This is a genomic window from Kitasatospora sp. MBT63, from assembly GCF_000710465.2.
Classification (GTDB): Bacteria; Actinomycetota; Actinomycetes; order Streptomycetales; family Streptomycetaceae; genus Kitasatospora.
In genome coordinates, this window is the sequence record NZ_JAIZ01000469.1 from 8,195 (window position 1) to 22,515 (window position 14,321).

Below are 14,321 nucleotides of genomic sequence, written 5' to 3' on the forward strand. Positions count from 1 at the left end.
CCGCGTCGCATGGTCAGGCGACCGTCCAGGTGTCGCTGCCGTGCAGCAGGGCGGCGAGGTCACCGGCGCCCTGCTCGGTGGTGGCGCGGGTCAGCTGCTCGGCCATCAGGGTGTCGTAGACCGGGCGGTGGACGTCACGCAGGACGCCGATCGGGGTGTGGTGCAGGGTGTCAGCGTCGGCGAGGCGGGTCAGCGCGAAGGCGGTGGCGGGGCTGGGCCGGTGGGCGTCGTGCACCAGCAGCTGTGCCTCGTTGGCCTCGGTGACGTGGTCGACGTACAGGTCGCCGTCCGGGCCGCGGAAGACCCCGCGGTCGGCGCCGAACCGGACGGGGCGGCCCTGTTCGAGCCGCACCAGCGCCTCGTCCCGGGTGGCCGGCTCCTTGAGGACCTCGAAGGCGCCGTCGTTGAAGATGTTGCAGTTCTGGTAGATCTCCACCAGTGCCGTGCCCTCGTGCTCGGCCGCGGCCCGCAGCACCGACTGCAGGTGCTGGCGGTCGGAGTCGATGGTGCGGGCGACGAAGGTGGCCTCGGCGCCGACCGCCAGCGACAGCGGGTTGAACGGCGCGTCGAGCGAGCCCATCGGCGTCGACTTGGTGATCTTCCCCAGCTCGCTGGTCGGCGAGTACTGGCCCTTGGTGAGCCCGTAGATCCGGTTGTTGAAGAGCAGGATCTTGAGGTTGACGTTCCGCCGCAGGGCGTGGATCAGGTGGTTGCCGCCGATCGACAGCGCGTCGCCGTCACCGGTGACCACCCACACCGACAGGTCGGGGCGGGAGGCGGCCAGGCCGGTGGCAATCGCCGGGGCGCGGCCGTGGATGGAGTGCATCCCGTAGGTGTTCATGTAGTACGGGAAGCGGGAGGAGCAGCCGATCCCGGAGATGAAGACGGTGTTCTCCCGGCGGATGCCGAGCTCCGGCATGAAGGCCTGGACGGCGGCGAGGATCGCGTAGTCACCGCAGCCCGGGCACCAGCGGACCTCCTGGTCGGTCTTGAAGTCCTTGGCGCTCTGGGGGGATTCGGCCTTCGGGACCAGGTGCAGGGAGCGGAAGGCTTCGGTCACTGCCCATCTCCTTCGAGTGTGCCGATCGCGGCCGACAGGACGTCGGCGAGCTGGGCGGCCTTGAACGGCAGTCCGCGGACCTGGTTGTAGGACTGGGCGTCGACCAGGTACTTGGCCCGCAGCAGCAGGGCGAGCTGCCCGAGGTTCATCTCCGGCACGATGACCCGCTCGTAGGAGGCGAGCACCGCGCCGAGGTTGGCCGGGAACGGGTTGAGGTTGCGCAGGTGGGCCTGGGCGATCCGGTGGCCGTCGGCGCGCAGGCGGCGCACCGCGGCGGTGATCGGCCCGTACGTGGAGCCCCAGCCGAGCACCAGGAGGCGGGCGTCGCCGGTCAGGTCGTCGACCTCCAGGTCGGGCACGGTGACGCCGTCGATCTTGGCCTGCCGGGTGCGGACCATGAAGTCGTGGTTGGCCGGGTCGTAGGAGATGTTGCCGGTGCCGTCCTGCTTCTCGATCCCGCCGATCCGGTGCTCCAGGCCGGCCGTGCCGGGCACCGCCCAGGGCCGGGCCAGGGTCTGCGGGTCGCGCTTGTACGGCCAGAAGCCGCCGTCCTCGCGGTTCGGCCCGGTGGCGAAGTCCGGTTCGATCGTGGGGAGTTCGTCGGTCTCGGGGATCCGCCAGGGCTCGGATCCGTTGGCCAGGTAGCCGTCCGAGAGCAGCATCACCGGGGTGCGGTAGGTGATCGCGATCCGGGCCGCCTCCAGGGCGGCGTCGAAGCACTCGGCGGGGGTGGCGGGGGCGACGATCGGCACCGGCGCCTCGCCGTTGCGGCCGAACATCGCCTGCAGCAGGTCGGCCTGCTCGGTCTTGGTCGGCAGGCCGGTGGATGGGCCGCCGCGCTGGATGTCGACCACCAGCAGCGGCAGTTCGAGCGAGACCGCGAGGCCGATCGTCTCCGACTTCAGGGCCACGCCGGGCCCCGAGGTGGTGGTGACGCCGAGCGCCCCGCCGAACGCCGCCCCGAGCGCGGCGCCGATCCCGGCGATCTCGTCCTCGGCCTGGAAGGTGCGCACCCCGAAGTTCTTGTGCCGGCTCAGCTCGTGCAGGATGTCCGAGGCCGGGGTGATCGGGTACGAGCCGAGGAACAGCGGCAGCCCGGAGCGGCGGGACGCGGCGATCAGGCCGTAGGACAGCGCGAGGTTCCCGGAGATGTTGCGGTAGGTGCCGGCGGGCAGCCGGGCCGGCGGGATCTCGTACGAGACGGCGAAGTCCTCGGTGGTCTCGCCGAAGTTCCAACCCGCCCGGAAGGCCGTGATGTTGGCCTCGGCGATGGCGGGTTTCTTGGCGAACTTCCGGCGCAGGAAGGTTTCGGTGCCGTGGGTGGGGCGGTGGTACATCCAGGACAGCAGGCCGAGGGCGAACATGTTCTTCGCCCGCTCGGCGTCCTTGCGGGCCAGACCGCTGTCCTTGAGGGCCTCCAGGGTGAGCGTGGTCAGCGGCACCCGGTGCAGGCGGTAGGCGTCCAGCGAGCCGTCGCCCAGCGGGTCGGCGGCATAACCGACCTTCGCCAGTGCCCGCTTGGTGAACTCGTCGGTGTCGACAATGATCTCCGCGCCGCGCGGCAGATCGGCAAGGTTGGCTTTCAGGGCAGCCGGGTTCATCGCGACCAGCACGTTCGGCGCGTCGCCCGGGGTCAGAATGTCATGATCGGCAAAGTGCAACTGGAAACTGGAGACACCGGGGAGCGTCCCGGCGGGTGCCCGGATCTCGGCCGGGAAGTTGGGCAGCGTCGACAGATCGTTGCCGAACGCCGCTGTCTCCGAGGTGAAACGGTCACCGGTGAGCTGCATACCGTCGCCGGAGTCACCCGCGAAGCGGATGATCACACGATCCAGGCGCCGGATGGGCTTGCCGGGTCTTCCACTCGTACCGGACCGGGCGGCGGACTCGGGTCCGCCCTCCCCGTCCGAGCCGTCCACTGCTGCTGACTGATCGACCTGACTGGTCACTGCCGCGGACCTCCTCGTGGCGCCAGCCGCGGGCGTGAGCCGTGTGCCCCGTCCGCCTGGTGCACCAGTCGCATCCTAAGCGGGTCGGGCCCGGCTGGAGGGGAACTCGGAGTCTTGGACCATCCCGTCTCGCCCGGATGCCGCGTACGCCGTTCGTACGCTGTTCGTACAAGAGTCGGCGGGCCGCGGCGAACCGCAGGTCAGGTGCGGGTCAAGGGCGGGTCAGGGGTGGGTGAGGGTCGGACCGGGGGCGCAGCGGCCGGGTTCAGGAGTTCAGATAGGTCAGCACGGCCAGGACCCGGCGGTGGTCGGCGGGGCTCTGCGCCAGGCCCAGCTTGAGGAAGATGTTGGAGACGTGCTTCTCCACCGCGCCGTCCGAGACCACCAGCTGCCGGGCGATCGCGGTGTTGGTCCGGCCCTCCGCCATCAGGCCCATCACCTCCCGCTCACGCGGGGTCAGCCCCGCCAGCACATCGCCCTTGCGGCTGCGGCTGAGCAGCTGCTGCACCACCTCCGGGTCCAGCGCCGTACCGCCCTCCGCGACCCGCACCACCGCGTCCACGAACTCCCGGACCTCGGCCACCCGGTCCTTCAGCAGGTACCCGATCCCGCGGGTGGAACCCGCCAGCAGCTCCGCCGCGTAGCGCTCCTCCACGTACTGCGACAGCACCAGCACCCCGACCGCCGGGTACAGGCCGCGGAGCGTCACACAGGCGCGCACGCCCTCGTCGGTGTGGGTCGGGGGCATCCGGACGTCCGCCACCACGACGTCCGGAAGCTCGCCGGCGGCGGCCAGCTCGTGGACCGTCTTCAGGAGTGCCTCGCCGTCGCCGACCCCCGCCACCACCTGCAGACCGCGGTCGGTGAGCAGCCGGGTCAGGCCCTCCCGCAGGAGTACGGAGTCCTCGGCGATGACGACGCGCAGCATGGGAGTGCCCTTCCGGAGCTACAGAGGCTTGCTACTGAGGCTTGATCAGTCGGCCTCAGTCTCCCCCATCCGGCGGTACCCCGGCCCCGGAAGTCCGGGACGGCCGCCCGCGGCGCGGGACAACCGCCCGGGCGCGGCCGTCCTCACATGGTGCGGATGGCGACCGTGTCGCAGAGCTCCTGGAGCGCGGCCTTGGCCGGGCAGTCGGGGAGCGGGTCGAGCAGCGCGCGGGCCTCCTCGGCGTAGCGCAGCGTCTCGCGGCGGGCCCGCTCCAGCGCCGGGTGGCGGCGCAGCAGCCGCAGCGCCTCGGCGTGCAGCTCGTCGTCGGCGGCGAGGTCGGTGTCGAGGAGCTCCCGCAGGCGGGTGTCCTCGGGGTCGGACGGGTCGGCCGGCATCTGGCGCAGCAGCAGCACCGGCAGGGTGGGGACGCCCTCGCGGAGGTCCGTGCCGGGGGTCTTGCCGGACTCGTGGCCGTCGCTGGCGATGTCGAGGACGTCGTCGGCGAGCTGGAAGGCGGTGCCGATCCGCTCGCCGTACTGGGCGAGGATGTCGACCATCCAGCGCTCGGCGCCGGACATCAGGGCGCCGAAGCGGCAGGAGACGGCGACCAGCGAGCCGGTCTTGCCGGCGATGACGTCCAGGTAGTGCTGGAGCTCGTCGTCGCCGGGGCGGGGGCCCGCGGTCTCCAGGATCTGGCCGGTGACCAGCCGTTCGAAGGCGTCGGACTGGATCCGGACGGCCTCCGGGCCGAGGTCGGCGAGGACCTGGGAGGCCCGGGAGAAGAGGAAGTCGCCGGTCAGGATGGCGACGGAGTTGTCCCAGCGGGAGTTGGCGCTGGGGGCGCCGCGCCGGACGGGGGCCTCGTCCATCACGTCGTCGTGGTAGAGCGTGGCGAGGTGGGTGAGCTCGACCACTACGGCGGCGGGGACCACCCCGGGGGCGTACGGGTCGCCGAAGCGGGCGGCGAGCATGACCAGCAGCGGGCGGAAACGCTTGCCGCCGGCCTCGATCAGGTGGCTCGCGGTGATCGTGATGAACGGGACCTCGCTCTTGACGGCCTCGACCAGCGAGGTCTCCACGGCGTCCATCCCGGCCCGGACGTCGCGGGTCAGATCGCGGTCCTGCACGCTCAGCCCGAAGGGCCCCACGACGGTCACGAAGACCACTCCTGTCCCTGGTCGATCAAGCGGGCCGGTCCCTGATCCCCGCCGTTGCACGTACAAGGCAGCGTATCCGGTCGCGAGTGGATCACTGCACGGGCGTGCCCGCCAGGGGCCCTCGACGCTCGGTCGAGGCCCCCGACGGGCGGGCGGGGTCGTGCGCGTCCTAGCGGACGAAGACCGAGGCCTTCGAGGCCAGGTCGAGGAAGTACTGCGGCAGCAGGCCGAGGCCGAGGGTGACCAGGACGCCGACGCCGATCGCGGTGGCGGTGAGCGGGCTGGGCACGGTGACCGCGGGGCCGTTGGGCTGCGGGTCGGAGAAGAACATCAGCACGATGACCCGGATGTAGAAGAACGCCGCGATCGCCGAGCTGAGCACACCGACGATCACCAGCGGGGTCGCCCCGCCGGCCGCCGCGGCCTGGAAGACCGCGAACTTCCCGGTGAAGCCGCTGGTCAGCGGAATGCCCGCGAAGGCCAGCAGGAACAGCGCGAAGACCGCCGCCACCAGCGGGGAGCGCCGGCCCAGGCCCGCCCAGCTGGACAGGTGGGTGGCCTCCCCCTTGGAGTCCCGGACCAGGGTCACCACGGCGAAGGCGCCGAGGGTGACGAAGGAGTAGGCCAGCAGGTAGAAGAGGACCGCGGCGAGACCCTGCCGGCTGGTGGCGATCAGGCCGGTGAGGATGAAGCCGGCGTGGGCGATCGAGGAGTACGCCAGCAGGCGCTTGACGTCCTGCTGGGTCACCGCCAGGACCGCGCCGACCACCATGGTGAGAATCGCCACACCCCACATGACGGGCCGCCAGTCCCAGCGCAGGCCGGGGAAGGCCACGTAGAACAGCCGCAGGAAGGCGCCGAAGGCCGCGGTCTTGGTGGCCGCCGCCATGAAGCCGGTGACCGGCGTGGGCGCGCCCTGGTAGACGTCCGGGGTCCAGGAGTGGAACGGCACCGCGCCGACCTTGAACAGCAGGCCGACCGAGACCATCGCCAGGCCGATCAGCAGCAGCGCGTCGTTCTGGGTGGTGGTGGCGAGCGCCGGGGTGACCGGGGCGACGCCGGAGACCACGTCCGCGATGTCGCCGAGCTGGACGCTGCCCGCGTAGCCGTACAGCAGCGCGGTGCCGAACAGGAAGAACGCCGAGGCGAAGGCGCCGAGCAGGAAGTACTTGACCGCCGCCTCCTGGGAGAGCAGCCGCCGCCGGCGGGCGAGCGCGCACAGCAGGTACAGCGGGAGGGAGAAGACCTCCAGCGCGACGAACATGGTCAGCAGGTCGTTGGCGGCCGGGAAGAGCAGCATGCCGCCGACCGCGAACAGGGTGAGCGGGAAGACCTCGGAGGTCCGCAGGCCCGCCCGGGTCGCCTCGCGCTCCTGCTCGCCGCCGGCGACGGCGGCTGCCTGGGCGGCGAAGGCGTCCACCGTGTTGCCGTTGAGGCGCGGCTCCAGCCGGCCCTCGGCGAAGGTGAGGACCGCCAGCACCGCGGTGAGCAGGATGACGCCCTGGAGGAACAGCGCCGGGCCGTCGATCGCCACCGCGCCCATCGCCAGCAGGCCGGCCTTGGTGGTGCCGTGGCCCTGGGCGGCGAGCACGACCACGGCGGCGAAGGCGCCGCCGAGGCCGAGCAGCGCGATCACCAGCTGGGCGGTGTGGCGCATCCGGCGCGGCAGGAACGCCTCGGCCAGGATGCCGGCCAGCGCGGCGCCGAAGACCACCAGCATCGGCGACAGCTGGCCGTACTCGATGTGCGGGGCCGGGATGCTCGGGCTGTTGCCGCCCGCGGCGGCGAGCCAACCGGTCATTTCTGCTCACCTCCGGTGGTGGCGGCGACCGGGTGGGCCGGTGCCGGGTCGGTCTGGTGGACCTGCGAAAGGGTGGCGTCCACCGCCGGGTTGACGATGTCGGTGAGCGGCTTGGGGTACACGCCGAGCAGGATGGTCAGCGCCACCAGCGGGGTGACCACGGCGAGTTCGCGCAGCTTCAGGTCGGGCAGGTGGCGCACGCCCTCCTTGACCGGGCCGGTCATGGTGCGCTGGTAGAGCACCAGGGCGTACAGCGCGGCCAGCACGATGCCGAAGGTGGCGATGATCCCGACCACCGGGTAGCGGGTGAAGGTGCCCACCAGGACCAGGAACTCACTGACGAACGGCGCCAGCCCCGGCAGCGACAGGGTGGCCAGACCGCCGATCAGGAAGGTGCCGGCCAGCACCGGGGCGACCTTCTGCCCCCCGCCGTAGTCCGCGATCAGGCGCGAGCCGCGGCGGGAGATCAGGAAGCCAGCCACCAGCATCCAGGCGGCGGTGGAGATGCCGTGGTTGACCATGTAGAGGGTGGCGCCGCTCTGGCCCTGGCTGGTCATCGCGAAGATGCCCATGATGATGAAGCCGAAGTGCGAGATGGAGGCGTACGCGACCAGCCGCTTGATGTCCTTCTGCCCGACGGCCAGCAGCGCGCCGTAGACGATGGAGACCAGCGAGAGCACCAGGATCGCCGGGGCGAAGGTCTTCGAGGCGTCGGGGAACAGGCCGAGGCAGAACCGCAGCATCGCGAAGGTGCCGACCTTGTCGACCACCGCCGTGATCAGTACGGCGGTGCCGGCGGTGGCCTCGCCCATCGCGTTCGGCAGCCAGGTGTGCAGCGGCCACAGCGGGGCCTTGACCGCGAAGGCGAAGAAGAAGCCGAGGAACAGCGCCTTCTGCGCGACCGGGTCGATCACCAGCTTGCCGTCGGCGATGGCGCCGGTCAGCGTCGGCAGGTCGAAGGTGGCGAAGCCCTGGTTCTGCCCGATCACGTACAGGCCGATCACGGCGGCCAGCATCACCAGGCCGCCGAGCAGGTTGTACAGCAGGAACTTCACCGCGGCGTAGGAGCGCTGGGCGGCCGAGTCGGCGCCGCCCGCACGGTCGCCGAAACCGCCGATCAGGAAGTACATCGGGATCAGCATGGCTTCGAAGAACACGTAGAACACGAAGACGTCGGTGGCCAGGAAGGAGACGATCACCATCGCCTCCACCGCCAGGATCAGGGCGAAGAACCCCTGGGTACGGCGGCGGTTCTCGAACGTCCCCTCGGGCGCGGGCGCCGGATCGGCGTCGTGCCAGGAGGCGAGCAGCACCAGCGGCACCAGGACCGCGGTGAGCAGGGTCAGCGCCACGCCGATGCCGTCGACGCCGAGCGAGAAGCTGATGCCGAAGGAGCGGATCCAGCTGTACGACTCGGTCAGCTGGTACCGCGTCCCGCCCGGCTCGAACCTGACGGCCACCAGGGCGGCGAGCGCCAGGGTGGCGGCCGAGACGGCGACCGCGACGGTCTTGGTGGTCCGGCGGCGCGCATCGGTGGTCCCGGCCGGCAGCGCGGCGGTGAGCACGGCACCGGCGGCGGGAACGGCACAGGTGGCGGTCAGCAGGTAGCTCACGGCCGGCCTCCCGGGTACCAATCAGGAGTCATCACACTGACCTCATCAGGAGAGTGGTGGCGACCAGCACCAGCGTGCCGCCGAACATGGAGAGCGCGTACGAGCGGACGAACCCGGTCTGCATCCGCCGCAGCCGGCCCGAGAGACCGCCGATGGTGGCGGCCAGGCCGTTGACGAAGCCGTCCACCGCCTTGCTGTCGAAGAAGACCAGCGAGGCGACCAGGCCGGTGCCCGGCCGGACCAGCACCGCGTGGTTGATCTCGTCCTGCATCAGGTCGCGCCTGGCGGCCCTGGTGAGCAGCGAGCCCTTCGGGGCCTCGACCGGGACCGGCGAGCGGCCGTACATGGCGTACGAGATCGCGACGCCGACCACCATCAGGGCGGTGGTGATCAGGGTGACGGTGAGCGGGGTGAGCGGGGAGTCGCCCTCGGCGTGGCCGGTGACCGGCTCCAGCCAGTTGACGAAGGAGTCGCCGTAGACGAACAGGCCGCCGGCGAAGACCGAGCCGAAGGCCAGCACGATCATCGGCAGGGTCATGGTGGACGGCGACTCGTGCGGGTGCGGCTGGTGGCCCTCGGCGTCGGGCTGCCAGCGCTTCTCGCCGAAGAAGGTCATCAGCATCACCCGGGTCATGTAGAACGCGGTGACGGCGGCGCCGATCAGGGCGCAGGTGCCGAGGATCCAGCCCTCGGTGCCGCCCTTGGCGAAAGCCGCCTCGATGATCTTGTCCTTGGAGAAGAAGCCGGACAGGCCGGGGAAGCCGATGATCGCCAGGTAGCCGAGGCCGAAGGTGACGAAGGTGATCGGCATGTACTTGCGCAGTCCGCCGAAGTGACGCATGTCCACCTCGTCGTTCATGCCGTGCATGACCGACCCGGCGCCGAGGAAGAGCCCGGCCTTGAAGAAGCCGTGGGTCACCAGGTGCATGATGGCGAAGGCGTAGCCGATCGGGCCGAGGCCGGCCGCCAGGATCATGTAGCCGATCTGCGACATGGTCGAGCCGGCCAGCGCCTTCTTGATGTCGTCCTTGGCGCAACCGACGATCGCACCGTAGAGCAGGGTGACCGTGCCGACCACCACCACGACCAGCTGGGCGTCGGGTGCCAGGTTGAAGATGGCCGAGGAGCGGGTGATCAGGTAGACGCCGGCGGTGACCATGGTGGCAGCGTGGATCAGGGCCGAGACCGGGGTCGGGCCCTCCATCGCGTCACCGAGCCAGGACTGCAGCGGCACCTGGGCCGACTTGCCGCAGGCGGCGAGCAGCAGCATCAGGCCGATCGCGGTCAGCCGGCTCTCGCCGGCGTCACCGGCGGCGCCGAAGACCGGGCCGAAGGTGAAGCTGCCGAAGGTGGTGAACATCAGCATGATCGCGATGGAGAGTCCGATGTCGCCGACCCGGTTGACCAGGAAGGCCTTCTTGGCCGCGGTCGCCGCGCTGGGCTTGTGCTGCCAGAAGCCGATCAGCAGGTACGAGGCCAGGCCCACGCCCTCCCAGCCGACGTACAGCAGCAGGTAGTTGTCGGCCAGCACCAGCAGCAGCATGGCCGCCAGGAACAGGTTGAGGTAGCCGAAGAAGCGCCGGCGGCGCTCGTCGTGCGCCATGTAGCCCACCGAGTACAGGTGGATCAGGGTGCCGACGCCGGAGATCAGCAGCACGAAGACGATGGACAGCTGGTCGAGCTGGAAGGCGACGTCGGCCTGGAAGCCGTTCACCGGGATCCAGCTGTACAGCGTCTCGTGCAGGGTCCGGTCGTCGCCGGGACGGCCGAGCAGGTCGGCGAAGAGCGCGAGGCCGAAGCCGAAGGACGTGGCCGCGAGCAGCGTGGCCAGCCAGTGGCCGAAGCGGTCGAGGCGGCGCCCGCCGAGCAGCAGCAGGGCAGCACCGGCCAGCGGGGCCGCCACGAGCAGCGGAATGAGAGAGTTCACCGAAGGCCCTCCGCCTACAGCTTCATCAGGTTGCTGTCATCGACCGAAGCCGAGTGCCTGGTCCGGAAGATGGACACGATGATCGCCAGTCCGACCACGACCTCGGCCGCGGCGACCACCATGGTGAAGAACGCGATGATCTGGCCGTCCAGGTTGCCGTGCAGCCGGGAGAAGGTGACCAGGGCCAGGTTCGAGGCGTTGAGCATCAGCTCGACGCACATGAACAGCACGATCGCGTTCCGCCGGACCAGCACCCCGGAGGCGCCGATGGTGAACAACAGGGCGGCGAGGTAGAGGTAGTTGACGGGGTTCACTCCGTCTCCTCCTTCACGTCGGTGGCCGGCGCGGGCTTGGTGGGTACGGTCTCCAGCTCCCGGCGCGGGCCGGTGACCGGCGGCCGGGCGGAGGACGGGCGGCCCAGCCGGTCGGCGGTGCTCTCCTCCAGCTCGGCCATCCGCTCCAGCATCTGCCGGCTGACGTCGCGGATCTGGCCGCGCTCGCGCAGGGTGCCCATCACCGAGTCCTCGGCGATGGTGCCGTCCGGCAGCAGGCCCGGGATGTCGACCGCGTTGTGCCGGGCGTACACGCCGGGGGCGGGCATCGGCGGTACCTGGATGTTGTCCCGGACCCGCTGGGCGGCCAGCTCGCGCTGGGTGGCGGCGGCCCGGACCCGCTCGCGGTGGGTCAGCACCATGGCGCCGACGGCGGCGGTGATCAGCAGTGCGCCGGTGACCTCGAAGGCCCAGACGTACTTGGTGAAGATCAGCCGGGCCAGGCCCTGGACGTTGCCCTCGGCGTTGGCCTCGGTCAGGCCGGTGAAGTGGTCGAGCTTCGCGTTGGCGATGCCGGCGATCAGCAGTACCCCGAAGCCGAGGCCGCAGACCACCGCGGCCACCCGCTGGCCCTTGAGCTGCTCCTTGAGGGAGTCGGCCGAGGTGACGCCGACCAGCATCACCACGAACAGGAAGAGCATCATGATCGCGCCGGTGTAGACGACGATCTGCACCACGCCCAGGAACACGGCGCCCTGCGCCAGGTAACAGACCGCCAGCGCCAGCATGGTGGCGGCCAGGCAGAGCGCGCTGTGCACCGCCTTCTTCATCAGCAGCATGCCCAGCGCGCCGCCGACGGCGATCACGGCGAGGACCCAGAACTGGACGGCCTCTCCGGTGGAGGTCATGACTGCACCTCCTTGTCGCGGCTCGCGCGGTCGGTGCGCTCCTGCTGGACGGTGCCGGGCGCGGCCGCGGTGATCTCGCCGCGGTAGTAGGCGCCCTCGTCGGCACCGGGGAAGATCGAGTGCGGCGAGTCGACCATCCCCTCGGTCAGCCCGACCAGCAGCTGCTCCTTGGTGAAGATCAGGTCGGCCCGGGAGGAGTCGGCCAGTTCGTACTCGTTGGTCATGGTCAGCGCGCGGGTCGGGCAGGCCTCGATGCACAGCCCGCACAGGATGCAGCGGGCGTAGTTGATCTGGTAGACCGCGCCGTAGCGCTCACCGGGCGAGTAGCGCTCCTCCTCGGTGTTGTCGGCGCCCTCCACGTAGATGGCGTCGGCCGGGCAGGCCCAGGCGCAGAGCTCGCAGCCGACGCACTTCTCCAGGCCGTCCGGGTGCCGGTTGAGCTGGTGGCGGCCGTGGAAGCGCGGGGCGGTGGGCTTCTTCTGCTCCGGGTACTGCTCGGTCAGCCGCTTCTTGAACATGGCCTGGAAGGTCACGCCGAAGCCGGCTGCCGGGCCGAGGATCGACGGCTTGTCAGCACTCTTGTCCGACATCTCGGTTCAGCTCCCTTCGGAATGGTCGGCGCCGTTGAGGGCGTCCTGGAGTTGCGGGGCGCGGCTGCGGCGGCGGGGCACCGGCGGGAGTTCCTGGCCGGGCAGCGGGGGTACCGGGTAGCCGCCCGCCATCGGGTCGAACTCCGCGGGGCCTGCGCCGGCCGCGGGCTCGGGTTCGGGCTTTCGCCGGATCACGTCCCGGACCAGGGCGAGCAGCAGCAGCACCGCGATCGGCGCGCCGACGTACAGCACGACCTTGCCGAAGTCGTCGCCCTCGTTGCGCAGGGCCCGGACGCTGGCGACCATCACCAGCCAGACCAGCGAGACCGGGATCAGGACCTTCCAGCCCAGCTTCATGAACTGGTCGTAGCGCAGCCGGGGCAGGGTGCCGCGCAGCCAGATGAAGAAGAACAGCAGCAGCTGGATCTTGATGGTGATCCACAGCAGCGGCCACCAGCCGTGGTTGGCCCCCTCCCAGAAGGTGGAGATCGGCCAGGGGGCCCGCCAGCCGCCCAGGAACAGGGTGGAGGCGACCGCCGAGACGGTGACCATGTTGACGTACTCGGCCAGCATGAACATCGCGAACTTCAGCGAGGAGTACTCGGTGTTGAAGCCGCCGACCAGCTCGCCCTCGGCCTCCGGGAGGTCGAACGGCGCCCGGTTGGTCTCGCCGACCATCGCGATGATGTAGACGATGAAGGAGACCGGCAGCAGCACCGCGAACCAGGTCGGCTGCTGCGAGGCGACGATCTCCGAGGTGGACATCGACCCCGAGTAGATGAACACCGCCGCGAAGGACAGGCCCATCGCGATCTCGTACGAGATCATCTGCGCGGCCGAGCGCACCCCGCCGAGCAGCGGGTAGGTGGAGCCGGAGGACCAGCCGGCCAGCACGATGCCGTAGATGCCGATCGAGGCGGTCGCCAGGATGTAGAGCAGGGCGATCGGCAGGTCGGTGAGCTGCATCGGGGTCCGGGTGCCGAAGATCGAGATCTCGTCGCCGGCCGGGCCGAAGGGGATCACCGCGAAGGCCATGAAGGCGGGGATGGCGCTGACGATCGGGGCCAGGATGTAGACCGCCTTGTCGGCGCCCTTCACCACCAGGTCCTCCTTGAGCGCCAGTTTGACGCCGTCGGCCAGCGACTGCAGCAGACCCCAGGGGCCGTGCCGGTTGGGGCCGATCCGCAGCTGCATCCAGGCGACGACCTTGCGCTCCCAGACGATCGCGATCAGCACCGTCAGGACCAGGAAGGCGAAGACGAAGACCGCCTTCAGCAGCACCAGCCACCAGGGGTCGCGGCCGAAGAAGCCCAGGGTCTCGTAGGCGGCAAGCATCATTCCTCCTCGGCCGGGGCGACGGTGACCAGGTGGCCGACGGTGGTGCCGAGGGCGCGGTGCGCGCCGCCCGGGGTGGAGTTGAGCGGCAGCCAGACCGTGCGGTCCGGGATCCCGTCGGTCAGCTCCAGCGGCAGGACCAGGGATCCGGCCGGGCCGGTCACCTGGACCGCCCGCTCGGCGCCGATCTCCTTGGCGGTCACCGGCGACAGCCGGGCGACCGCCCGGTGCCGGGTGCCGGCCAGGTGGGTGTCGCCGTCCTGCAGCGAGCCGTTGTCCAGCAGCAGGCGGTGGCCGGCGAGGACGGCCTGGCCGGCCGCCGGGCGCGGCAGCGGGGCGGGCGCCACCGCCGGGGCGGGGGTGCGGTCGCCCTGCCACGGGGTGAAACGGTCCAGCTCCAGCCGGGCCGCGCGGACGTCCGGCAGGCCCAGCGGGCGGCCGAGCGCGTCGGCCAGCATGGTCAGCACCCGGACGTCCGAGTCCAGTTGGCGCCGCATCAGCTGGTCCGGCTTGAGGGCCGGCTCGAACATCCGGACCCGGCCCTCCCAGTCCAGGAAGGTGCCGGCCTTCTCGGCCACCGCGGCCACCGGCAGCACCACGTCGGCGTGGGCGGTGACGGCGGACGGCCGCAGCTCCAGCGACAGCACGAAGCCGGCCCGGGTCAGCGCCTCCTCGGCCAGCGCCGGGTCGGCCAGGTCCTCCAGGCCCACCCCGCCGAGCACCAGCGCGGTCAGGTCGCCCTGGACGGTCGCCGCCAGGATCTGGTCGGTGTCCCGGCCGG

12 protein-coding genes are annotated in these 14,321 nt (G+C 70.9%); all 12 read right to left on the reverse strand.

Annotation, left to right across the window (positions count from 1 at the left end; translation table 11 throughout):
• Positions 1–13: 13 nt before the first annotated feature.
• Positions 14–1,060 carry a 2-oxoacid:ferredoxin oxidoreductase subunit beta gene (locus AA75_RS25385; RefSeq protein WP_033822561.1) on the reverse strand — a complete coding sequence of 349 codons (1,047 nt, stop codon included), beginning with the start codon at positions 1,058–1,060 and terminating at the stop codon, positions 14–16.
• Positions 1,057–3,009, reverse strand: coding sequence for a 2-oxoacid:acceptor oxidoreductase subunit alpha (locus AA75_RS25390; RefSeq protein ID WP_033822562.1), 1,953 nt, complete (start codon positions 3,007–3,009; stop codon positions 1,057–1,059). The genes AA75_RS25385 and AA75_RS25390 overlap by 4 nt, the downstream gene beginning before the upstream one ends.
• A gap of 265 nt (positions 3,010–3,274) precedes the next feature.
• On the reverse strand, positions 3,275–3,937 hold the full coding sequence (locus tag AA75_RS25395; protein ID WP_082526821.1) for a response regulator transcription factor: 663 nt from the start codon (positions 3,935–3,937) through the stop codon (positions 3,275–3,277).
• Positions 3,938–4,080: 143 nt separating this feature from the next.
• Complete coding sequence (locus AA75_RS25400; protein WP_033822563.1) at positions 4,081–5,094, reverse strand: polyprenyl synthetase family protein; 1,014 nt, start codon at positions 5,092–5,094, stop codon at positions 4,081–4,083.
• Between the two features lie 169 nt (positions 5,095–5,263).
• Positions 5,264–6,895 (reverse strand): NADH-quinone oxidoreductase subunit NuoN, encoded by a 1,632-nt coding sequence (gene nuoN / locus AA75_RS25405; RefSeq protein WP_033822564.1) that lies wholly within the window; start codon positions 6,893–6,895, stop codon positions 5,264–5,266.
• Positions 6,892–8,508 carry an NADH-quinone oxidoreductase subunit M gene (locus tag AA75_RS25410; protein ID WP_033822565.1) on the reverse strand — a complete coding sequence of 539 codons (1,617 nt, stop codon included), beginning with the start codon at positions 8,506–8,508 and terminating at the stop codon, positions 6,892–6,894. The genes nuoN and AA75_RS25410 overlap by 4 nt, the downstream gene beginning before the upstream one ends.
• Before the next feature lie 31 nt (positions 8,509–8,539).
• Complete coding sequence (gene nuoL, locus AA75_RS25415; protein WP_033822566.1) at positions 8,540–10,435, reverse strand: NADH-quinone oxidoreductase subunit L; 1,896 nt, start codon at positions 10,433–10,435, stop codon at positions 8,540–8,542.
• A gap of 14 nt (positions 10,436–10,449) precedes the next feature.
• Entirely contained in the window at positions 10,450–10,749 is a 300-nt protein-coding gene (gene nuoK, locus AA75_RS25420) for an NADH-quinone oxidoreductase subunit NuoK (RefSeq protein ID WP_014137607.1), read from the reverse strand.
• Complete coding sequence (locus tag AA75_RS25425; protein ID WP_051813311.1) at positions 10,746–11,615, reverse strand: NADH-quinone oxidoreductase subunit J; 870 nt, start codon at positions 11,613–11,615, stop codon at positions 10,746–10,748. Before AA75_RS25425 ends, nuoK begins: the two co-directional genes overlap by 4 nt.
• Positions 11,612–12,205 carry an NADH-quinone oxidoreductase subunit NuoI gene (gene nuoI / locus AA75_RS25430; protein ID WP_033822567.1) on the reverse strand — a complete coding sequence of 198 codons (594 nt, stop codon included), beginning with the start codon at positions 12,203–12,205 and terminating at the stop codon, positions 11,612–11,614. The genes AA75_RS25425 and nuoI overlap by 4 nt, the downstream gene beginning before the upstream one ends.
• 6 nt (positions 12,206–12,211) lie before the next feature.
• The gene (gene nuoH / locus AA75_RS25435) at positions 12,212–13,543 is read right to left on the reverse strand and encodes an NADH-quinone oxidoreductase subunit NuoH (RefSeq protein ID WP_033822568.1); all 1,332 of its coding nucleotides are present in this window, start codon (positions 13,541–13,543) and stop codon (positions 12,212–12,214) included.
• On the reverse strand, positions 13,540–14,321 hold a 782-nt coding region (locus tag AA75_RS52380; protein ID WP_033822569.1), incomplete at its 5' end, for a molybdopterin-dependent oxidoreductase. The genes nuoH and AA75_RS52380, both read right to left, overlap by 4 nt.